Genomic DNA, 20,729 nt, shown 5'->3' with positions numbered 1-20,729 from the left:
AGGATTGCTGATGATGAAAAGAGGGTTTTGGTTTGTCGTCGGGTTAGTAGTAACGATAATTCTGCTTCCTTCCCTAGTTCTTTCTAATTCCATCGGTGAACAGGGAATTTATGCTGATCGCCTGCGGGCGGAACCCTATAATTTATTAGGGCGAAAAATTGCCATCGGTCAAGTGGAAATCGGCCGACCGGCTCAGTTCGGTTATGATAAAGTGGCAGCTTGGCAGCCTCCCTATAAATTAGCCGGTGTTTTTTTTCGCGATCAAATTGCCAAACCCAACACCTATCTAGATAATCACGCCGCTATGGTGGCAACGGTGATGGTCAGTGATGATAAAAAAATCCCCGGAGTGGCCCCAAAAGCGAGATTATATTCGGGGGCGGTGGGTTCTTTGCGACGCGGTGGACAACCGGAAGAATGTCTTACTAGCCAAAATATTGCCCGACAAAATAGCGGTGATGTGCGAGCGATTAACTTTAGTTTTGGGGAATCTTTGCAAAGAGATCAACGACAGGAACCAAAATTAGATGGTCAAGCTTTATTAACTCAATGTGTTGATTGGTCATCGCGAGTTGAGGATGTTCTTTATGTAATTGCTGGTAATCAAGGTAAGGGAGGAATTCCCATTCCCACCGATCATTTTAACGGCATTACTACCGCTTATACAGCCAAAAGAGAAGGAAAATTTACTAAAGTTGATTTTGCTAATATTAGTGCTTTGCCAGTGGGTATTGGTCGCAGTTTAATTAAACGGGAAATTAATGATGGTTCGCGGCGGTCAATTAATTTAGTTGCCCCCGGCAATAAAATAGAGCTTTATGACCTCAAAGGTAAATTAAATACTGTTAGTGGCACCAGTTTCGCCGCCCCTCATATTACAGCATCCGTGGCACTTTTACAAGAATACGGCGATCAACAAATTAATCAAAAAAATCCCCATTGGAGTCTCGATTCTCGTCATCATCAAGTGATGAAGGCAGTGATGCTTAATGCTGCCGACAAAATTAAAGATACGGGCGATGGGTTACGGTTGGGTATGAGACGGACGGTCTTAACTAAAGACCAAAAAACTTGGTTAGAGTCCGATGCTTATAAAGACCCGAAAATTCCTTTAGATATGCAGATGGGGACGGGACATCTTAACACTTTTCGCGCCTACCAACAGTTTAGTAATGGTCAATGGTCGGCCGCAGAATCTATTCCTGCCATTGGTTGGGATTACAATACAGTTACCGCTAATAGTTATCAAGATTATGCCCTAGAGAAGCCCTTAAAAGCTAACAGTTTTGTTTCGATAACTTTAGCTTGGGATCGTTTGGTAGAACTAATCGATACTAATCGCAATAACCTCTATGATCTCGATGAAAGTTTCCGGGATCGCAGCCTGAATAATTTAGATGTTTATCTTTTACCTGCCCAGGAGGATAATAATACTAAATACACCTGTGCTTCCCTGAGTGATAGTGATAGTTTAGAGCATATTTTTTGTCCTGTACCTATCTCTGGAAACTATAAAATTCGGGTTCAATATCGTCAACAAGTTAACGAAAAAGAACAGGCTTTTGCTCTTGCTTGGTGGACGGTTCCCGAATAATAAAAATGATAGTAAGTAGGTAGGTGTTAAAAGTTGTCAGATACCCCCCTTATCAAGGGGGGCAGGGGGGATCGAAGGCAAAATCTATCTTCTATTTAATTAAAACCACTTACTTAAATCCTGTTTAAAAAGTATAGGGGAGTGAGAAGATGGTAGCGAGTTTTTCAAGTTCGATTGGCAGTTAATTGTACTATCTCTGAGAGACACCTCGTTTTCTTTTCGGGATAACATCGTCAGAGATTCCCCAATAGTTTGATGCCTGAGACATATTATATAGCAATAAGTCTTCGGGCATTTTTTCTAAAATAACTCGGTTGAGATTAGCGGTATTGATATTCATTGCTCCCATCACAGAAGAGCCAAGTTCTTTCGATAATAGCGGAATAACTGCATTACCAATCTCACGAAAACCATGCCATATTGTGCGGTGAAACTGGAACCAATCGGGGAATGTATGTAATCTGGCGGCTTCTCGTACAGTAATACAACGAGGAATAGAATAGTGAATGGGTCTAGGAGCAGTATAGGCCCCTTTGTCACTATTAGTTCCGGCCCGGAGAGTATTGCATAAACCAGTGGGAGAAAGCTTTAAAAAGCGACTTTTTGGTTCCACTGTACCCGGTTCGGTTACGATAAATCTATCAATTGATGCTTGGGTATGAACTGAGCCTATATGTCCATAGATTTTTGTATCTACTGTTCTTTGATGGCAAAGTTTAAAAATATCCCCTGGCTGCACTGAATATTTTTTCCTCTTACCACTATAATCTAATTTTGATGCAGGTATGCCTAAATCAGTATCGATAAAGGCCGGTATTAATTCTAAATCTGAAATCGCATCATAGACGCTGGTAAAAGCTGATTTTTTGGCCGAGTTCACATCGACGGTCTTTGCCAAGGGATATTTAGCCATCGTCACGTCTTTTCGACTACCAATTAAGATTAATCTTCTGCGCTTTTGTGGTGCGCCGTATTCACTGGCATCAAGGATTTTAATTGGCTGATTAATTGTATAGCCAATAGCTTCAAATTCAGAGATTAACTCCTCTAAAAATTGTTTATGTTTACCCGTAGCCATGCCGGGGACATTTTCAAAGATAAAATACTTGGGTTTAATTTCTGCTACAATCCGCAGATATTCAAATACAAGAGAATTTCTAGGATCATCTATTTGTCGTTTACCAATCAATGAAAAACCTTGGCAGGGGGGACCGCCGGCAATTAAACTAACATCGGTGGCATAGCCTTTTAGTTTTAATAATTCCCATATTTCTCTACTTGTTACTTTGGCTATATCCCGGCAAATAGTTTGACAATAGGGAAAGTTAAAATGATGAACCAAAGAATGGACTGCATCAAACTCCACCGCTACAGCAATATCAAATCCCGCCGCTTCTAGACCAAGAGACATCCCACCGCAGCCAGCAAATAAATCGATCGCAATTGGTCTATGTTTCACCTTGATGATTAGCTCTCTATTGTCTGCCTTTCATTATACTATATTTCTGATATAATTAACACTTTAAGTTTTATTAAGAGTGCAATTCCTTGAGCAAGTTAGTAATCAATTGATCGACTTTCTCTAATTCTTGAATAATTTGTTTAACTCTCTCTAATTCGTCGGCAGGGTTAGGCGTTTTTTTCGTTTTTATTGCTGAAGAATGAGCGATTTCACCGCGTTCTTCTCCAAAAGTATCCATATTTAGTAACCAAACTTTATCTAAGTCATCACTATCGATGCCGATTGGTAAGAGTAATTTTAATAGGTTAGTTTCTTTAATCCCATGATTTTGATCGATAACTGATTTAAAACATCTAATCGCTATGTCAATTTTTTTAGTGATTTTTAGTTTATCTTCAGGCAGATTTTTCTTACCTTTAAGAGGAGTAAGGGTGTCGGGAGGAGCTTCCATTTCTTGACCAGAAAAAGCGATTACACATAACAAAACTCCACTAGCTTTACCTTGATTATCCCAGATTTTTTTTGCTGTCAGTACGGTATCCCAAACTCGATCTTCAAGATAAGATTCAATCTCAGCATGAGCAAAAACTCGATAGGCAAAAGTTAAAGCTAATTGTCTTTCAGAATATTCATTTATCTCGCTAAATTTACGACGTAGTAATTGTTTTTTTAGTCGATTCAATTCTTTGGTTAGTTGTCTAAATCTCAGAGATTTCGGCATAGTAAAAAAACTAACTATCTTAACCCCTTAAAAATAATACGATTGTCTTCCATCTGAGGAATATTGAAGTTAATATCTAATACTTTTGATAAAGCTTGACCCCATAAATTAAAACGATTGTAAGTTGCTCTAATACTTTTAGTAGTTTTTTCTACTGAGTTCCTAAATTCATTGTCAGGGTTAGATAATAATCCTTTAAAAGCATTTTCTATCTGTTCTTTGTTTTTCTCGGCAGCTGCTCTAATTAGATCATCGCAAAAGTAAAAAACCATCACATCTAAAATTGCTCGATTGAACTGACTTCGATACTTTCCTTCTTTATATAACCAGAGACGAGAAAAGTTTTTCTCTCCAAAAATATTAATTGTTGTTTGGACAGCTTTTTCAAATTGATCAACAACATTGATAATTTCATCTGAGCGTTTTTCCCATTCTTGATTGAAATTTTGACAGGTTTTATCTAGAAGTATCTTAACATCACCGCGATAATCGGATAAATAATAATGAAAAGCTACATAACGCAATAGTATATCAGTGTCGCGCATCCGGAAATCGGGATAGGAAGATTTAAATATTTTCTTTAATGCTTGACTTTCGATCGCTCGATCATCTAAAAAATTAATAAAACCCCCTGGGTGTAATGCTTGTCTTAATTCTTGAGAAGACAAAGGGGTATTTTCCACATTGAGACGCAGAAAAATTTTATGGAGGAAACTCTCCGTTTTCCAATTACGGATAACAATCGTGCGGATAGTTTGATTATCCAGTTGGTCTAAGAAATCATTTAAATTGAAGTCATTTTCTAGATCCTGATATTGGCAGCCATTGAGATTATCTAGAAATTCTAAATCTTTTAAAGTAAAACTATTATTAGGTGTGGCACTGTCACCATAAAACTGTAAAATTGTTAGTAGGCGTTGTTTGCCATCAAGAACGATAAATTTACCTTTTTCCTTATTATTAGTAGCTAAGACAATCAGTGGGACTGGAAACCCTAGAATTAGGGATTCAATAAATCGACTTTTACGAGTAATATTCCAAGCATCTCGTCTTTGAAAGCGCGGATTGAGTTGAATATTTTCTCGAATTAATTGATCGCGGATCGTTGCGGTAGTCCAATCACTTCCAGCAACAACAGTCTCGGAGATTTCTTTGAGTTGTAGCTTTTTTTGGTTTGCTGATTCTCCTTCAATATCTTCTTCTTCTTCCGCAAAATCCACCGCTTCTATTTCTTCTAAAATCTCTAACTGTGTCATGGTAGTAATTAATCTCCTCAATTGTCTATTCTGCAAAAATCCCGCCCCAATATTTGGACGGGACTAACAATCAATCAATAATTCAATACTACTCCCATTCTATAGTTCCGGGGGGCTTAGAAGTAATATCATAAACCACGCGGTTAACTCCCTTAACTTCATTGACAATGCGATTAGAAATTGTCTCCAATAAATCATAGGGAACCCGCGACCAATCGGCAGTCATTCCGTCTTCACTGCTGACTAAACGTAGGACAATGGGATAAGCGTAGGTACGTTGATCTCCCATCACTCCCACACTGCGGACAGGCAATAAAACCGCGAAAGCTTGCCAGAAATCGTGATACATTCCCTGCTTATTAATCTCGTCGCGCACCACCCAATCTGCATCGCGCAAAATATTTAATTTATCTGCGGTCACTTCCCCTAAAATGCGAATCGCTAAACCAGGGCCGGGGAAAGGTTGACGACGAACAATTTCTTCCGGAAGACCGATCGATCGACCTAATTTTCTCACCTCATCCTTAAATAATTTTCGCAGGGGTTCGACTAATTTAAACCGGAGATTTTTCGGCAGTCCACCAACGTTATGATGACTTTTAATTTTAACCGCGACTCTTTCCCCGGTTTTGGGATCCACATTACTATCGGCCGATTCAATCACATCGGGATATAAAGTTCCTTGGGCCAGATAATCAAAGGGTCCCAAACGATTTGATTCTTCTTCAAACACCTGAATAAATTCATGGCCGATACGACGGCGCTTTTCTTCGGGATCCGTGACACCGGCCACTTGCGCTAAAAATCGCTTTCTAGCGTTGACATACTCGACTCTAATATGGAATTGCTCGTTAAATATCTGCATTAATCGTTCTGGTTCACCCTTACGCATGAATCCCTGATCGATAAACATACAGGTTAGTTGATCACCGATCGCTCGATGCAACAAGAATGCTAAGGTAGAGGAGTCCACACCGCCAGATAAAGCCAATAAAACTCGCTTATCGCCCACTTTTGCCCTAATTTCTCGGATCGATTCCTCGACAAAAGCTTCCGTGGTCCAAGTGGGTTCGCATTTGCAGATATGATAGACGAAATTCCGAATTAAGGCGATTCCTCCTACAGAATGGACAACTTCCGGGTGAAACTGCACTCCAAAGAGTTTTTTCCTGTGATCGGCAATGGCCGCACAATCGGTATTATCGGTATGAGCGAGAATTTCAAAACCCGATGGCAATTCCACGCAGGAATCTCCGTGACTCATCCAAGCGGTGGAACCGTCCTCGACATTGGTTAATAAATCGGTAGGATCGTTGATAAATAGGGATGCTTTGCCGTATTCGGCCCGTTTTGCCCGTTCTACCCTGCCCCCTAACTGCTGTACCATCAATTGCATCCCGTAGCAAACTCCGAGGACGGGTACACCTAAATTCCAAATTTCGGGATCACAGTGGGGCGCTCCAGGATCATAGACGGAATTGGGACCGCCCGAAAGAATTATTCCTTTCGGGTTGATTTGGACCAACTGTTCGGCGCTGGTACGATAGGAGAGAACTTCCGAGTAAACATTGGTTTCCCGGATTCTGCGGGCGATTAATTCAGAATACTGGGAGCCAAAGTCAAGAATGATGATTATTTGACGATTAAGGCTATTAGTGAAGGACTCTGAGGGCAAAGTCTCTTGAGGGGTAGGAAGGGGGGTTTGAGTTGTCACTGCGATCAAAAAAAGAAACTGGCAGGAAAAGGTTAAAGATTTGTAAACTAAATCGGCTATTGTTCTGGAAATAAGCTACAATAGTATGGCCTTATTAGTTTCATTTTTTAAGACTAAATATTCCCACGATCATAGCACGGTCACTGGGGAGTGACTTGTAGATTTTGCAAAAATTTAAGGCCATTTTCGCTTTTGCTGATCAAAGAACGAGAGCGATCGAATAAAATACAACCGACCCCAAGATGACCGTTACTGTGGTTATAAACGTATTCTTGGCAACGGCGATCAATCGTATTAGCCATTTCTCCATAGATGCGTTCCACCCAATTATCGCCCGTTTGCCGGTCTAATTGACGCAGATATTCCAGACCGTTTTCGCTGGTGCTACTGTCAAAAATTTGCCGGAGATGGGGGGTAGCTAAACCCATTTTAGCGGCGTAGGCGGTGAGAATTTCCCGACGACCATCGGCCAGATGATGGTGAGTCTGAAAGATTCCCCCGGCAAGTTTAATTAATTTACCGTGATAACCAAACAAAAGAATTTCAGAGATTCCCTGTAATTGTGCCTCTAATAACATCGGCCCGATCCAATTGGCTGTTTTTACCAAAATATCAGGATTAATACCCATTTGAGGGGCTAAATCTAAGCCATTTTCCCCGATACAAAACACCAAGCGATCAAAACGAAGGGATAAATTTTTTAATTGCTCGCGAAAGATTTCCAACTGTCCGGGAGCGCTCAGGGGTTGGGAAATGCCAGTGGTACCCAACAAAGATAATCCCTCTACCACGCCAAAAGCGGCGTTAGAAGTCCTTGTGGCCAGTTTTTTGCCTTCTGGCAGGATAATCGTCACTTTGATGCTTTGTTGGGGCAGTAACAGGGGTCTGAGGTTTTCTTGCAGCAGACGCTGGGCATAACTATAAATAGCTGATTTTCCACCATTATCAACCTGTAGGCCGATTCCTTCGCCGCCTTGAATCTCTATCTCTTGATTACCCGTTTTTCTTTCTACTAACGCCCATATAGGGGTATTTCTAGTTAAATCTAAATTATCCCCCGGATCGCTGCGGGTGATGGCTAGGGCAGCATCGGGGTTGAGTCGGGCAACTTGTTCGATGGCAATTGTAACGGCTTCTGGCGGTTCTAAAAGATTAAAAGTAACGGAATTTAGCTCATTTTCGCCGTGGAGATGCTGGAGAGATGCGATCGCACTGGCACAGGCAAAAACTGGTAAAGTGTAACCGGAACGGGGTGGGGAGATAGACATGAATAGGGTCGATAGCCAATCAAATTAGCCGTGATCCAGCAATTCTCATTTTAAGGTTTCATGACATAAAAAGCCTTATAACAAGAGGGTTGTACAATTCTTAACAATTTTAGTGATCGCTGAAACGGCGCAAAATCGTTCTGAATTTATTTTTGCTGGCCGTGATCTGATTATAGAACTAGGGGGCAACCGCTGCTATTTTTGATCATTCTTTGACATCCTCACCACGCTATCTTTTTAAGGATAGTGGCTGAATGGGTTTGATGCTTGACCCAAAAAATGCCTAATCGCTTAGATATTACCTCCATGTTGTCAACTGATTTTAATTATTTTCATTAGCAATAATTTGCTGAATTTGTTGTTTTAATTTAGGTAAATTATCTTTAATAACTCCCCAAACTTCATCTACATTGATTCCCGTGTAGCTATGGATTAAAATATCTCGAAACCCTGCAATTTTACGCCAAGTAATTTCAGGATATTTTTTTCTAATCTCAGGAGAGAGTTGTTTAACAGCTTCTCCAATGACTTCAAAACAGCGAATCACAGCATCTTGAATTAATAAGGATTGATAGAATCTGTCTTTTCCCTCCTGTGTATAAGATTCGATTCGTTCAATTCTGTCTAAAATATCACCTAAATAAATTAAGTCATCATTCATAAAGGAATCACCTCTTTCATGATTCTTTCCCGAAAACAATCTCGTAAACTGTTAATAGTAGCCACATCAACCTTACAGCCTAAATAATCTTCTAAGTCTTGAATTAAACCAATTCTATCTAATAAGTTGCGCCCTTGTTCCATTTCTACTAAAAAGTCAATATCACTGTCATTGCTGTCTTCTCCTCTGGCAACTGATCCAAATATTAGAATATTAAATGCTCCATGTTTTCGAGCAATTTTTATAATATTTTCTCGTCTTTCTTTAAGAAGTTGATAGCGTTTCATTTTCATAATTTCCCGAATCACTCAATACTTTTTTGGGCAAGCAATATTAGTTTTTCCTACAATAATTATAGCATTTTACCCGTACATAACCAATATAAGGGTTCAATTAGTCCAAAAGGTTGCCATTCTTGAGGATTTCTAATCACGGCCGATGTTCCCTCTTTACTTTTTGATTGAATAATTGAATTTGGTTCGCAATATTTACCAAATACTCCGAAGGATGAAGTGGTAAAATATTCAACTTTTCCCTTGTCCTCCTGAGTCCAATTTTCTAGGATTGCATACATTTTAGGAAAGCGTCTTTGTACCAGACCACGAGGATCATCTCGATTAACCCAAAGTTCTGATAAATCACATTTCGTGACAGCAAAAGCGATACGACAACCTTGCGGGTTACGCTGTGTTAAATCTGTAGTAAATTTTTCTAAAGACTTAGCATATACCTCATCTTCTCGATGAAATGTTCCATCTATTGGTAAGAAATATCCACCTATATCACTAAATAAATCATCATAATATTCTGTGAAGTTATTAGATGATGAAAACTCTTTAATATCTCTCAAGAGAGTATCTGGCATATCGTAGATATCAAATGAAACTTCTTCTGTATTTTTAGCCCAAAATAATCCTTTTATTTCCAGAGTAATAGTAAAACGATATAAAGGATGATCGCAAAAGCTACGGTTAAATTCTGTTGGGTTTAACATCACTTGCTCTTTTAAAATGTTTTCTGCCTTATAACTCAATTCTTTTGCAAACGGATAACTCGGTGTTACTTGACAAGATAAGACCTTTTTAGATTTTACCTGATGTTTTTGATGATAAGCTAAAGTCGCAAGATAAGTGCTTAATCCTGCTGCATAAGAACCTATACCGATGATAATAGTCATAACATTTACCTCACAGAAATAATGTGTTAAAAAAGGTTGAATAACTGGACTATTAACCCCACCTACAAACCCATCAAAGACCAATTCAAGAAAAAGAAACTTAGCTGACATTGAGCAGTTAATGGCGGTGGTAGCCTCGCTTTCTTGGCTGAGTAAAAGGCAGTATAAATGAACTTCCCCGTTGACAAAAGGCCATAACATCTGCTGTAGGAGGGATTAAGAGTATTCAAACCAATCGTCCCCAAGTCCTCCAATAAAGTCCGAAAACTAGGCCCGGGAAAGTTCTCTTAATTCCTTTTTTTCTTTATAGGGGTATTTCTAGTTAAATCTAAATTATCCCCCGGATCGCTGCGGGTGATGGCTAGGGCAGCATCGGGGTTCAGTCGGGCAACTTGTTCGATGGCAATTGTAACGGCTTCTGGCGGTTCTAAAAGATTAAAAGTAACGGAATTTAGCTCATTTTCGCCGTGGAGATGCTGGAGATATGCGATCGCACTGGCACAGGCAAAAACTGGTAAAGTGTAACCGGAACGGGGTGGGGAGATAGACATGAATAGGGACTATAGCCAATCAAATTAGCCGTGATCTGATTATAGAACTAGGGGGCAACCGCTGCTATTTTTCTCAAAACCCTGCAATTTTACGCCAAGTAATTTCAGGATATTTTTTTCTAATCTCAGGAGAGCGTTGTTTAACAGCTTCTCCAATGACTTCAAAACAGCGAATCACAGCATCTTGAATTAATAAGGATTGATAGAATCTGTCTTTTCCCTCCTGTGTATAAGATTCGATTGGTTCAATTCTGTCTAAAATATCACCTAAATAAATTAAGTCATCCTTCATAAAGGAATCACCTCTTTCATGATTCTTTCCCGAAAATAATCTCGCAAAATGTTAATAGCATCTACATCAACCTTACAGCCTAAATAATCTTCTAAGTCTTGAATTAAACCAATTCTATCTAATGAGTTGCGCCCTTGTTCCATTTCTACTAAAAAGTCAATATCATTGTTATTGCTGTCTTATCCTCTGGCAACTGCTCCAAATATTAGAATATTAAATGCTCGAAAAAATCGAGCAATTTTTATAAAATTATCTTGTTTTTCTTGAAGAAGTTGATAGCGTTTGATTTTTATAATTATCTCTTTGACTAAAGCCTTGTTATACTCATTTTCTGAGTCTGTTATTTTTCCATTTTTCGGTTTTTTTTCGGTGTATAACTATTACTAGGGTATGGAAGCTCTTCCCTGATAACCACTGTATTCTCTGCTGGTAGTTAAAGGATGAAAACGAATTTGACTTTTTTTAAATAAACTCAAATAAGTAGTCGTGCCAAATTAATTTCCTAGTCGAGACAGGAGACAGGAGACAGGAGACGGGAGACAGCTATTAGGGATCGGATTTGAGTTTTCAGTTCACTGTTTCCTCACACCAGAAGTCTGACGGAGTAGTGGCTTAGATGTGTAATTAATTTTGCTTAGGTACTTAATGATCTATTGTCTTAAGCGATCGCTTTTCTTTTCTGGTGCATTAACAAACTATAGTAGGTCTGACAGCATTTCTCATCATTGAAACTGCCTGGGGGAAATTTTAGTACAAATGCTCGGACTGGTAACTCCGGCGCTCCCGTGCCATCTTAACGGGTAATCTGGATAGTCAATAGCTGATTACGGCCAATTCTTTGTCACCCCGTCAGAGCAAGAGCAAAGCAGGAACAGAAGCAAAGCTCAACCCAATGATTAGCTAATGGTATCGATAAACATCTTCAATGCTGCTTTTGAGAAGGAGACGGGTTGCTAAAGCCTCTATAATAAGTAGCCATAGAGATGCCGACAACTTCCCCTGTCGATAGCGAATAAGGAGAAAAAAAACCCAGTGTTTGTCCTCAAAGGTTACGAGTATTTTCTAGGATTTCTGCTCGCTTGCAGTTTAGTACCAATCCTATCCCTAACTGCCTCCAAAGTCCTGCGGCCTAGTGGTGGCGGTCCAGAAAGACGCACCACCTATGAATCGGGGATGGAACCGATCGGCGGTGCTTGGATTCAGTTTAACATTCGTTATTATATGTTTGCCCTTGTTTTCGTGGTTTTTGACGTGGAAACCGTCTTTCTCTACCCTTGGGCGGTAGCTTTCAATCAATTGGGCCTATTAGCTTTTGTAGAAGCACTGATCTTTATTGCTATCCTTGTGGTTGCTCTCGTCTATGCTTGGCGAAAAGGAGCCTTAGAATGGTCATAATGGCCATAATTTTCCTTATTTTTGACTTTTCATGAGAGGATAACCCGATGAGTCCCAACCCTACCAGCGAATTTAAGCAAATTATCGCACAACAAAGCGAAAAAATCCTCAATCCCATCGAACGTACGAAAGTTACCCAGGATTTATCGGAAAATGTCATCCTGACTACCGTTGATGACCTGTATAACTGGGCGCGTTTGTCAAGTCTTTGGCCGATGCTCTACGGTACAGCTTGCTGTTTTATCGAGTTCGCGGCCTTGATTGGTTCCCGTTTTGATTTCGATCGCTTTGGTTTAGTTCCCCGTTCTAGTCCCCGGCAAGCCGATTTAATCATCACTGCCGGTACAATCACCATGAAAATGGCCCCCGCTTTGGTGCGTCTGTATGAAGAAATGCCGGAACCTAAATACGTTATCGCCATGGGTGCCTGTACGATTACGGGGGGAATGTTCAGCAGTGACTCCACCACCGCAGTTAGAGGGGTAGATAAACTTATCCCCGTGGATGTCTATATACCCGGTTGTCCCCCCCGTCCGGAAGCGATTATCGACGCGATTATTAAACTGCGGAAAAAAGTCGCTAACGAATCTATTCAAGAACGGGGGACTGTCCTCCAGCAAACCAATCGTTATTACAGCACCACCCACAAAATGCAGCCCACGGAACCGATTCTTACGGGTAAATATCTACAATCGGCCACCCGTCAAGCACCTCCGAAAGAGTTACTAGAAGCCACCGGTATGCCTGTTCCCCCCGCTCTTTTGACCACGAAACAAAAGGAAGAAATTTAAATGACTGAAGAAACCACAGCTATTGTGCAAGCTGGCCCCACTTCGATTTGGTTAAGCGAAAATGGTTTTGATCATCAAGCTTTAGAAGCTGACCATAGTGGTGTGGAATTGATTAAAGTAGAAGCAGACTTTTTAATTCCTCTGGCCACTGCTTTATACGCTTATGGCTTTAATTATCTCCAATGTCAGGGTGCTTACGATTTGGGACCAGGGAAAGAATTAGTTAGTTTCTATCATCTGGTCAAAGTAACCGATAATGTCGATAGTCCCGTGGAAGTGCGCTTAAAAGTCTTTCTTCCCAGAGATAATCCCCGGGTTCCCTCGGTTTACTGGATTTGGAAAGCCGCTGACTGGCAAGAACGAGAAAGTTATGATATGTTCGGCATTATTTATGAAGGACATCCCAACCTGAAACGGATTTTAATGCCGGAAGATTGGGTCGGTTGGCCCCTACGCAAAGATTACGTTTCTCCCGAATTCTACGAACTACAGGACGCTTACTAAGTCGAGAAACTAATCACTAATATCGGGTTAGAAGATATTTCTACCCCGATTTTTGCTATTGACTATTTAGTCGGTTAAATCTACATTTCGTAGCCAAATTTATTGGCATCTACTTCTTGTAAATTAATATCGATTAAACCGTATTCTGACCAGCGTTGGGAAACCTTGACCGCCATGGCCGGATCCGACTCCAAAGGTTCCCCCCACTCGTGGTCTGTTTCAGGATACATTTTAGTGGTGGCATCAATTCCCATTCTCCCCCCCAAACCGACCTTTTCGCTGGCAAAATCGAGGCTATCAAAGGGGGTTTCCGGGAGAATAAACACATCGCGAACCGGATCCACTTTAGAACTAATTGCCCAAACCACTTGCCGGGGGTCGCGAATATTAATCTCCTTATCGACGACGATGACAAATTTAGTATAGGTGAACTGGGGTAAGGCACTCCAAAAAGCTAAGGCCGCTCGTCGCGCTTGTCCGGGATAGGCTTTATCAATGGAGATAATCGCCGCTTTATAGCTTAAAGCTTCCATCGGCAGGAAAAAATCCCTGATTTCCGACACCTGTTGCCGTAAAATCGGCGTATAAATACGATTAAGAGCGATCGCCATCATCGCTTCTTCCTTGGGAGGACGACCGCTAAAAGTGGTTAAATAAATGGGGTCGCGACGATGGGTCATGCAGTGGAAATGAATCAGGGGTGAATCTTCCACACCGCCATAGTAACCCATGTGATCACCAAAGGGTCCATCTGGCAATACCTCTCCGGGGGTAATTGTTCCTTCGAGGACGATTTCTGAGTCGGCCGGCACTTCCAAATCAAGGGTTTTACACTTGGCTAACTGTACCCCAGAACCGCCGTACAATCCCGCAAACAGCCATTCTGAGAGATCTACGGGGATAGGAGTGGCAGCGGCCATGATAATTAGAGGATCAACCCCCAAAGCGATGGCTATTTCTAGTTTTTTGCCCATTTGTGCCGCTTTTCGCAGGTGACGCGCCCCACCGCGCACGGATAACCAGTGGACGGTCATGGTATTGTGAGACTGTAGCTGTAAGCGATAGACACCGACGTTAGGGGTTCCCGTTTCGCAATCTTTAGTAATTACTAGCCCTAGGGTGATAATCTGGCCTGCATCGCCAGAATAGGGGCGAATCATCGGGATTTTCTTTAAATCTACTTCATCCCCTTCTAAAATCACCTGTTGACAGGCAGGAAAAAAGTTACGGTTGGGTTTGGCTTTCAGGACATCAAACAACACTTTACCAAAATCGATCGCTTGGGAGAGTTTTTTCGGCGGTTTCGGTTGCTGCAAGAGGGCGAGTTTTTTGCCTAAATCTTCCAATTCTTCGGGTTTATTCAGGTTCATCGCCCAACAGATGCGTTCTACCGTTCCCATCAGGTTAATAGCGACGGGAAACTCGGCCCCTTGCACGTTTTCAAACAGTAGGGCCGGTCCCCCCACCTGCAGCATCCGATTAGCGATCTCGGCAATTTCTAAATCGGCAGAGACCGATGCACTAATGCGGCGTAATTGCCCACGCTCTTCTAAAAGCTTAATAAATCCTCGTAAGTCTCTAGCCATGATGAAGAAATGTAAATAAATCCCTGTCTCTATTATCTCTTAGGGCGGCAGTTTCCGTCGGGGATAGTCACCGTTTTGAGAGTTTGAGGCGATTCTCGTCTAGAATTAAGGAAAAAAATCCCCATCTTGCCAGGGTCATTCCTAACCCTAAATTTATGCTTATCCAGCCAGGAGGTCAACATGATTAAGGATATTGAAATTAGTAATTTTAGATGTTTTGAGCATACCAAAATTGAAGGCTTTGAGCGAGTTAATTTAATTGGTGGTAAAAACAATTCAGGGAAAACTGCCCTGTTAGAGGCTTTAATTGTTGCTGACAAGCCTGAAAATATTTTATTTTTAAGATACTTGATAAGAGAACCAATAAAAATTCATCAGGCATTACCAAAACAGACTTTTGAAAATTTATTTTTTAGGCAAAATCAGCCGCAAGAAATGTTGATTAAAACCCAAAACGAGAATAAACAAGAAACGGAAAATAGAATTATATTCTCTGAAAACATTTCAGAAGAGTTATCAAGAAGCACCAAAATATTTGGGTTATTTGGTGGATTAGATTTGTTATGGGATTTTATAGAAGGAGAATCGTATTTTCCAAAAGGTATAATACCTACTTTGCGATTTAATATAATCGATAAATTCTCAGAAAAGAGTGAGGAATTTATTATAATTGCCACACCCAAAAATTATTTAAATATTAGCTTGAATGGACAATACATAAAACCATTCGACTATAGCTCAGAAAGTGTCAAGAATATGCCAATAATCACAACATCAATGGGAGAAATTAATGCCGATCTAGTCGAAGATTATGAACTTATTGTTTTTCAAGGCAAAAAAAATGAAGTGCTAAATTCTATTCGCATTCTCGATCCATGTATTGAAAATGTTGAGAGTTTTTATCTTGGTTCACCTAGTTTATATCTGACTAGAAAAGGAGAAAATCGTTTACCAATATCACTATTTGGAGATGCTATCAATCGCTTAGTTCAGATAATAATGAAATTAAAGGAAAGTTCTATTTTATTAATTGATGAAATTGAAAACGGTATACATTACACTAATCAAAGAGAGTTTTGGAAAACTTTATTCCGATTAGCTATCGAACTAGATAGCCAAATTTTTGCCACAACTCATAGTTTAGAGATGATCCAAGCTTTTGCCGATGTGGGGTTAGAATATTATCCAGAAGAGGGGGCCTATTTTGAACTAGCAAGGAGTCCCAGAACTGATAAAATTATCGGTATTAAAAGTGAATTAGATATCTTAGATTACGCGCTCAAGCATAATGATCGAATCAGAGGTGAGACGGAATAGAACGAGAAAATTATCGTAGCCTTGAACAACGACTGAAACGACTTAATAACACCCTGCTTAAAGATGATATTCAAAAGATAGGTATTGTTTTAGATTTAGATGAACAAACCAGACAAGAAAGACTTGCTGTGGTTAGTCAATGTATTCAAAGAGTTTTTAGAGAAGCAGTCAGGATAGATGATACCCAAAAGCTATTTCAATTAAATGCTTCTACGAATACTCAAATAGGTTGTCATTTTCTTCATGTTAATGAACAGGGGGAACTAGAGACAGTGTTGAGAGAAATTAAAACCCAAGATTCTCCCCATGCTGATTGTGTAGAAGCTTGGCGATCCTGTCTTGCACAAAAAAATATTGATATAAATCGTAAAAAAATTGATAAATTGTGGATTCAAAACTATATCAGGGAAGATACACCATCACAGAATGAAAAAAGAGCGGCTAAGAAATATTGTAATTTATCCCATGCTTTAACCAAAAAAGACATTTGGAACTTTGAGCATGAGGTATTAAATGAACTCAAAGAATTTTTACAACTATTTGCTATCTAATCAAAAATCCCCCTAGAAATCTAGAGGTATCGAGGGATATATGGAGGGCAAGTTAATCGAGAATCACGTTGGCAAGGTTTGAGCTATCACCACTACAATAAAATCACTACCTGACATTGTAACCCAACCGCCGGAATAGGGACGCTATCCTATCGAGGCCGGTTAAACTCCTTATCGCTCTTCTGGAACTCTGGCAAAAATCTTACAGTCTCTCAACTCTGGCTCTCTTATGGGGTAAGCCTTCAAGCGAGTGCTAACTAACAGAAACCCGAAATTTGAGTTTTTATTAGCAAAAAAGTTAGCGTTCGCTTGTCAAGCAAGGGTTCCAGAATCTAGATTCGGTCAGGGATTTCCGAAAGTCCCAGAAAAGCCATAGGCAGTCCGAGCATTTGTACTAAAATTTCCCCTACGCAGTTTAAATTCAGTAGAGCTTACAACCTTCCCAACACCCAACTAACGGCCAACTACTCAAAATCGTTATGACTATGATATATTTGTTAAGGAATGTAAAAATAGTTGCATTTTCCCAGAAACTAGATTAAGGAGATTAAAAGTATGACCGCCGAAGGTTGCTTAAGAGTCGGACAAGCGGCGCCGGATTTCACCGCGACCGCCGTTTTCGATCAAGAGTTCAAAACCATCAAATTGTCGGATTATCGGGGTAAATACGTCGTTTTATTCTTCTATCCCCTCGATTTTACCTTTGTTTGCCCCACGGAAATTACCGCTTTCAGCGATCGAGTTAGCGAATTTAGCAGTATCAACACCGAGATTTTAGGGGTGTCCGTCGATAGCGAATTTGCTCACCTAGCATGGATTCAAACCGAGAGAAAATCCGGCGGTGTCGGTGATGTGGCCTATCCTTTGGTGTCGGATCTAAAAAAAGAAATCAGCACCGCTTACAATGTTCTTGACCCAGATGCGGGGGTATCCCTGCGCGGTCTCTTTATCATCGATAAAGAAGGTGTTATCCAACACGCTACTATTAATAATCTTTCCTTCGGTCGCAGTGTCGATGAAACCCTCCGCACTCTGAAAGCGATTCAATACGTCCAATCCCATCCGGATGAAGTTTGTCCCGCCGGTTGGCAAGAAGGCGATGCTACCATGGTTCCCGATCCTGTGAAGTCAAAAGTTTACTTCGCGGCAGTTTAGTTAAAAGTCCTCAGCAGTCCCTCAGCTATAGATGGAAGGACACTTTTACGGGGGTGAATTATTTCACCCCTCATTTTAATCGGAAAATTTTCTGGAAAATTTGGCCCATTAGCCATGACCTCATCTAGAATACTGGTCAGCAAGTCTAGAAAGAGTTACGGCGATCTATGACTACCAGTAATTATGATTCCGAGTTGACAGTTTTGGGATTACCCGCAGCCAAAGGTAGATGGTTATTAATACCTCTAGGAATGGGCGTTTTACTCTGTTTAGGGACGGTGTACTCTTGGAGTATCTTTAGAAAACCCCTAGAAACAGAATTAAATCTCAGTGCCACGGAAAGCCTATTACCCTACACTGTCGCCCTAGTATTTTATGCCGCTTCTATGCCGATTGCCGGTTTTTATATCCCCCGGGTAGGTACTCGCCGGATGACCGCTATCGGCGGAATTATCGTCGGTTTGGGCTATATTCTCGCTAGTTTTGCCGCTCAGATCCAGACAATTATTCTGACCTACGGAGTCATTGCTGGCACGGGAGTCGGCATCGCTTACGGTGTTCCTATGGCAGTGGTGGCGCGCTGGTTTCCCGACAAAAAAGGTTTAGCGGTGGGTTTAACCATTATCGGATTTGGCCTTTCTCCCCTGATTACCGCACCTTTAGCCAATCGATTGATCAATGAATATAGCGTTAGACCAAGTTTAAGATTTTTGGGGATTATCTTTACAATAATTATTGTGATTATTGCCCTCACCCTGAAATTACCCCCCCAGGACTGGCAACCTCCCGCCAATTTAGCTAATCGAACATCGGACTTTCAGGCCAATTATCCGGTGAATATGCTGAAAAGTCGCTCATTTTATGGCTTATGGCTTTGCTATGCCATTGGTGCTTTAATTGGCTTGAGTGCTATCGGTATTTCTAGTCCCGTCGCCGAGGAAATTATCCAGATTGAGCCGGGGTTAGCCGCTAGTAGTGTGGCTTTATTTGCTTTGTTTAATGGTATTAGTCGTCCTTTGTTCGGTTGGTTAAGCGATCGCTGGAAACCCCATTATCTAGCGATCGGAGCCTATACACTCATTTTGATCGGTTGCCTGTTGATGGTCAAGGCCGAAAAAGGGGCGGTTACTAGCTATCTAGTGGCTTTTTGTCTATTTTGGTTTTGTTTAGGGGGATGGTTAGCCCTAGCTCCCGCTACCACTCTCCACTTCTTTAATCCTGACCACTACGCCCAAAATTACGGTCTTGTTTTTACTGCCTACGGTGTCGGCGCTTTGATCGGCACTTTAGTAACTGGTAGAATTCGCGATTGGTTCGGTACTTACACTTATGCTTTTTATGCTATGGCTGTATTGGCAATACTGGGCATTTTTCTGGCTAGTGCCTTACTGAAAAGAGAGCGAGCGCAGCTAATCAATCCTAGCTAGGGGAGTTTTACGTTTTACTCACATCCTGATTAGCCAGTTAATCTTAGCCTGGAGTAGATACTGCTACCATTTTATCTCAATTAACAGTAAAAGTTGGCTACAGATAACTAGGATTACCATGATTCAGCCAACCCTATTTAGGTAGCGATCGCCGTCATTGGAGGGCTTCAGTTTGCGTTTGAGGGTAAAAGTTGCGCCGATTGTGCCGAGGGCGAGGAGGCTGAGGATAGAGGATGGTTCGGGGACTGACATAGGTCCCTCACCCGGACCATACTGATTCAGGCGGAAGTTATTGAGATGGGGACTGGTAGCGAGCCAGTTAGGACTTTCTTCAGTTGGTATGGTTCTGTCAGGCAGCACGTTGGTGATGTGATAGGTATTCATGATGTTTAGGTAATCTGGCAGGGTCGTACTTGATGTCCATGACCATTCCAGAACAGTTGAAAAGTCGGCAGCACTAGCTGTTGCCATCCCTCCTAAAGTCGCTACAGTACCGCCTCCAGCAAGTGCAATATTGAATAACTGGCTCTTCTAGGTTCTGTGTGATAAGTTTAACTTATATAGGATCGATCAATCTTTGTGTCCTTTGTGTCTTTGTGGTTCCTTCCACTCGCTCGCTAGGAAGAATGTATCTTAGAATACATTTTGCCCACCAAACCTAAGAGAGCCAATAACTTTCTCGCCTAATTCAAAATCATGTTAATGCTACTCCGCTAAATTAAATGAATTAAAATGATCTCGCCCCCCTCGCAGCTTGGGTCAAGCAACAACCCCACCCAACGCCAATGGCAGACGGCTAAACGATAAATACTGTCTATTCTTAGTAAATCTATCTTTAGAATAATCTGAAAAACTCCAAAGGAAGAAAACCAAAGAATACACAACCCGTAAAAATATCAACCCGACATTCCGCACATTTTCATATACTTTTATATTTTTTTACATCCCCCAAGATGTTCTGAAGAAAAACGGCTCTTCTGATTTCTGTGTGGAAACGAGTTTTATACTGATAGTTTCTTCCCCACAATAGTCCTAAAAGTTATGCCCGATAAGCACTTCAGGATTCCCTAAGCAAAAATTATCACACAAATTCGAGAAGAGCCGAAAAACCTTCATTGTAGAAACTACTATTGAGAACATTTTCAATAATTGATTTTTTCTGAGAAAAAAATATAATTCTTCACCTTGATAAAAATTAATCATTGTAGCTATAGTCCTTACTGGCAACAGGTTTTAAGCAATATATTAGTAAAAATTATCAATTGAATGTTAAGAATTGCGGAAAGTGGGATCAAAAGCTACAATTT

The 20,729-nt window shown here is 40.8% G+C and carries 20 protein-coding genes and 2 pseudogenes; 8 read left to right on the top strand and 14 right to left on the bottom strand.

The window, feature by feature from the left end:
• The first annotated feature begins 13 nt into the window (after positions 1–13).
• Positions 14–1,594, top strand: coding sequence for a S8 family serine peptidase (locus B5D77_RS16460; RefSeq protein ID WP_039900538.1), 1,581 nt, complete (start codon positions 14–16; stop codon positions 1,592–1,594).
• A gap of 190 nt (positions 1,595–1,784) precedes the next feature.
• Here B5D77_RS16460 and B5D77_RS16455 read toward each other — a convergent pair whose 3' ends face one another.
• From B5D77_RS16455 to B5D77_RS28160, 12 genes and pseudogenes are all read right to left on the bottom strand, one after another.
• Positions 1,785–3,053, bottom strand: coding sequence for a DNA cytosine methyltransferase (locus B5D77_RS16455; RefSeq protein ID WP_106909217.1), 1,269 nt, complete (start codon positions 3,051–3,053; stop codon positions 1,785–1,787).
• Positions 3,054–3,126: 73 nt separating this feature from the next.
• Positions 3,127–3,777 carry a HEPN domain-containing protein gene (locus B5D77_RS16450; RefSeq protein WP_008206132.1) on the bottom strand — a complete coding sequence of 217 codons (651 nt, stop codon included), beginning with the start codon at positions 3,775–3,777 and terminating at the stop codon, positions 3,127–3,129.
• A 14-nt stretch (positions 3,778–3,791) separates the two neighbouring features.
• Positions 3,792–5,033 (bottom strand): DUF262 domain-containing protein, encoded by a 1,242-nt coding sequence (locus B5D77_RS16445; protein WP_008206134.1) that lies wholly within the window; start codon positions 5,031–5,033, stop codon positions 3,792–3,794.
• 88 nt (positions 5,034–5,121) lie between these two features.
• On the bottom strand, positions 5,122–6,747 hold the full coding sequence (gene guaA, locus B5D77_RS16440; protein ID WP_008206137.1) for a glutamine-hydrolyzing GMP synthase: 1,626 nt from the start codon (positions 6,745–6,747) through the stop codon (positions 5,122–5,124).
• A gap of 140 nt (positions 6,748–6,887) precedes the next feature.
• Positions 6,888–8,015 (bottom strand): cobalt-precorrin-5B (C(1))-methyltransferase CbiD, encoded by a 1,128-nt coding sequence (gene cbiD, locus B5D77_RS16435; protein WP_106909216.1) that lies wholly within the window; start codon positions 8,013–8,015, stop codon positions 6,888–6,890.
• Between the two features lie 322 nt (positions 8,016–8,337).
• Entirely contained in the window at positions 8,338–8,676 is a 339-nt protein-coding gene (locus tag B5D77_RS16430; protein ID WP_008206140.1) for a DUF86 domain-containing protein, read from the bottom strand.
• Positions 8,673–8,963 (bottom strand): nucleotidyltransferase family protein, encoded by a 291-nt coding sequence (locus B5D77_RS16425; RefSeq protein WP_002800547.1) that lies wholly within the window; start codon positions 8,961–8,963, stop codon positions 8,673–8,675. Before B5D77_RS16425 ends, B5D77_RS16430 begins: the two co-directional genes overlap by 4 nt.
• A gap of 65 nt (positions 8,964–9,028) precedes the next feature.
• Positions 9,029–10,054, bottom strand: coding sequence for a hypothetical protein (locus tag B5D77_RS16420; RefSeq protein WP_254052974.1), 1,026 nt, complete (start codon positions 10,052–10,054; stop codon positions 9,029–9,031).
• Positions 10,055–10,158: 104 nt separating this feature from the next.
• Positions 10,159–10,404 (bottom strand): annotated as a pseudogene (locus tag B5D77_RS16415) (cobalt-precorrin-5B (C(1))-methyltransferase); the annotation flags it as partial.
• Between the two features lie 73 nt (positions 10,405–10,477).
• Positions 10,478–10,696 carry a DUF86 domain-containing protein gene (locus B5D77_RS16410; protein ID WP_106909215.1) on the bottom strand — a complete coding sequence of 73 codons (219 nt, stop codon included), beginning with the start codon at positions 10,694–10,696 and terminating at the stop codon, positions 10,478–10,480.
• Entirely contained in the window at positions 10,693–10,857 is a 165-nt protein-coding gene (locus B5D77_RS27330) for a nucleotidyltransferase family protein (RefSeq protein ID WP_369751921.1), read from the bottom strand. Before B5D77_RS27330 ends, B5D77_RS16410 begins: the two co-directional genes overlap by 4 nt.
• A gap of 87 nt (positions 10,858–10,944) precedes the next feature.
• Positions 10,945–11,169, bottom strand: a pseudogene (locus tag B5D77_RS28160) (IS5/IS1182 family transposase); the annotation flags it as partial.
• A 559-nt stretch (positions 11,170–11,728) separates the two neighbouring features.
• On the opposite strand from B5D77_RS28160, the gene ndhC reads away from it, so the two are divergent.
• The 3 genes from ndhC to B5D77_RS16385 are packed head-to-tail and all read left to right on the top strand — an operon-like array spanning position 11,729 to position 13,386.
• Positions 11,729–12,091: a photosynthetic/respiratory NAD(P)H-quinone oxidoreductase subunit C gene (gene ndhC / locus B5D77_RS16395; RefSeq protein WP_002739390.1), complete on the top strand. Its 363-nt coding sequence runs from the start codon at positions 11,729–11,731 to the stop codon at positions 12,089–12,091.
• 47 nt (positions 12,092–12,138) lie between these two features.
• On the top strand, positions 12,139–12,882 hold the full coding sequence (gene ndhK, locus B5D77_RS16390; RefSeq protein ID WP_008206153.1) for a photosynthetic/respiratory NAD(P)H-quinone oxidoreductase subunit K: 744 nt from the start codon (positions 12,139–12,141) through the stop codon (positions 12,880–12,882).
• A complete protein-coding gene (locus tag B5D77_RS16385; protein ID WP_008206156.1) occupies positions 12,883–13,386 on the top strand; it encodes an NAD(P)H-quinone oxidoreductase subunit J in 504 nt (167 codons plus the stop codon).
• 80 nt (positions 13,387–13,466) lie between these two features.
• Here B5D77_RS16385 and B5D77_RS16380 read toward each other — a convergent pair whose 3' ends face one another.
• Complete coding sequence (locus B5D77_RS16380) at positions 13,467–14,972, bottom strand: UbiD family decarboxylase (RefSeq protein WP_106909214.1); 1,506 nt, start codon at positions 14,970–14,972, stop codon at positions 13,467–13,469.
• A gap of 180 nt (positions 14,973–15,152) precedes the next feature.
• Here B5D77_RS16380 and B5D77_RS16375 point away from each other — a divergent pair, with 180 nt between their 5' ends.
• The 4 genes from B5D77_RS16375 to B5D77_RS16360 all read left to right on the top strand — a co-directional run bounded on the left by B5D77_RS16375 (position 15,153) and on the right by B5D77_RS16360 (position 19,422).
• Positions 15,153–16,289: an ATP/GTP-binding protein gene (locus B5D77_RS16375; RefSeq protein WP_008206159.1), complete on the top strand. Its 1,137-nt coding sequence runs from the start codon at positions 15,153–15,155 to the stop codon at positions 16,287–16,289.
• Positions 16,286–16,840 (top strand): DUF3226 domain-containing protein, encoded by a 555-nt coding sequence (locus tag B5D77_RS16370; RefSeq protein WP_308418470.1) that lies wholly within the window; start codon positions 16,286–16,288, stop codon positions 16,838–16,840. The genes B5D77_RS16375 and B5D77_RS16370 overlap by 4 nt, the downstream gene beginning before the upstream one ends.
• Positions 16,841–17,395: 555 nt before the next feature.
• Positions 17,396–17,995: a peroxiredoxin gene (locus tag B5D77_RS16365; protein WP_002752469.1), complete on the top strand. Its 600-nt coding sequence runs from the start codon at positions 17,396–17,398 to the stop codon at positions 17,993–17,995.
• Between the two features lie 167 nt (positions 17,996–18,162).
• Positions 18,163–19,422, top strand: a complete 1,260-nt coding sequence (locus B5D77_RS16360) for an OFA family MFS transporter (RefSeq protein WP_106909213.1) — start codon at positions 18,163–18,165, stop codon at positions 19,420–19,422.
• Between the two features lie 123 nt (positions 19,423–19,545).
• Here the strand turns inward: B5D77_RS16360 and B5D77_RS27855 are convergent, their stop codons facing one another.
• Positions 19,546–19,893: a PEP-CTERM sorting domain-containing protein gene (locus tag B5D77_RS27855; RefSeq protein ID WP_081504698.1), complete on the bottom strand. Its 348-nt coding sequence runs from the start codon at positions 19,891–19,893 to the stop codon at positions 19,546–19,548.
• Positions 19,894–20,729: the final 836 nt, after the last annotated feature.

Origin of the sequence: Microcystis sp. MC19, assembly GCF_003019735.1 — a bacterium.
Lineage (GTDB): Bacteria > Cyanobacteriota > Cyanobacteriia > Cyanobacteriales > Microcystaceae > Microcystis.
Note: the sequence above shows the minus strand (reverse complement) of the source record. Positions and strands in the feature narration are given on the sequence as shown.

Bases quoted from the DNA above. Each gene is read 5' to 3' on its own strand.
- B5D77_RS16450 (WP_008206132.1), bottom strand. From the start codon at position 3,777: ATGCCGAAATCTCTGAGATTTAGACAACTAACCAAAGAATTGAATCGA.
- B5D77_RS16365 (WP_002752469.1), top strand. From the start codon at position 17,396: ATGACCGCCGAAGGTTGCTTAAGAGTCGGACAAGCGGCGCCGGATTTC.
- B5D77_RS16420 (WP_254052974.1), bottom strand. From the start codon at position 10,054: ATGTTATGGCCTTTTGTCAACGGGGAAGTTCATTTATACTGCCTTTTA.
- B5D77_RS16380 (WP_106909214.1), bottom strand. From the start codon at position 14,972: ATGGCTAGAGACTTACGAGGATTTATTAAGCTTTTAGAAGAGCGTGGG.
- B5D77_RS16425 (WP_002800547.1), bottom strand. From the start codon at position 8,963: ATGAAACGCTATCAACTTCTTAAAGAAAGACGAGAAAATATTATAAAA.
- B5D77_RS27855 (WP_081504698.1), bottom strand. From the start codon at position 19,893: ATGGCAACAGCTAGTGCTGCCGACTTTTCAACTGTTCTGGAATGGTCA.
- cbiD (WP_106909216.1), bottom strand. From the start codon at position 8,015: ATGTCTATCTCCCCACCCCGTTCCGGTTACACTTTACCAGTTTTTGCC.
- B5D77_RS16385 (WP_008206156.1), top strand. From the start codon at position 12,883: ATGACTGAAGAAACCACAGCTATTGTGCAAGCTGGCCCCACTTCGATT.
- B5D77_RS16430 (WP_008206140.1), bottom strand. From the start codon at position 8,676: ATGAATGATGACTTAATTTATTTAGGTGATATTTTAGACAGAATTGAA.
- B5D77_RS16460 (WP_039900538.1), top strand. From the start codon at position 14: ATGAAAAGAGGGTTTTGGTTTGTCGTCGGGTTAGTAGTAACGATAATT.
- B5D77_RS16360 (WP_106909213.1), top strand. From the start codon at position 18,163: ATGACTACCAGTAATTATGATTCCGAGTTGACAGTTTTGGGATTACCC.
- B5D77_RS16410 (WP_106909215.1), bottom strand. From the start codon at position 10,696: ATGAAGGATGACTTAATTTATTTAGGTGATATTTTAGACAGAATTGAA.
- ndhK (WP_008206153.1), top strand. From the start codon at position 12,139: ATGAGTCCCAACCCTACCAGCGAATTTAAGCAAATTATCGCACAACAA.
- B5D77_RS16375 (WP_008206159.1), top strand. From the start codon at position 15,153: ATGATTAAGGATATTGAAATTAGTAATTTTAGATGTTTTGAGCATACC.
- B5D77_RS16445 (WP_008206134.1), bottom strand. From the start codon at position 5,033: ATGACACAGTTAGAGATTTTAGAAGAAATAGAAGCGGTGGATTTTGCG.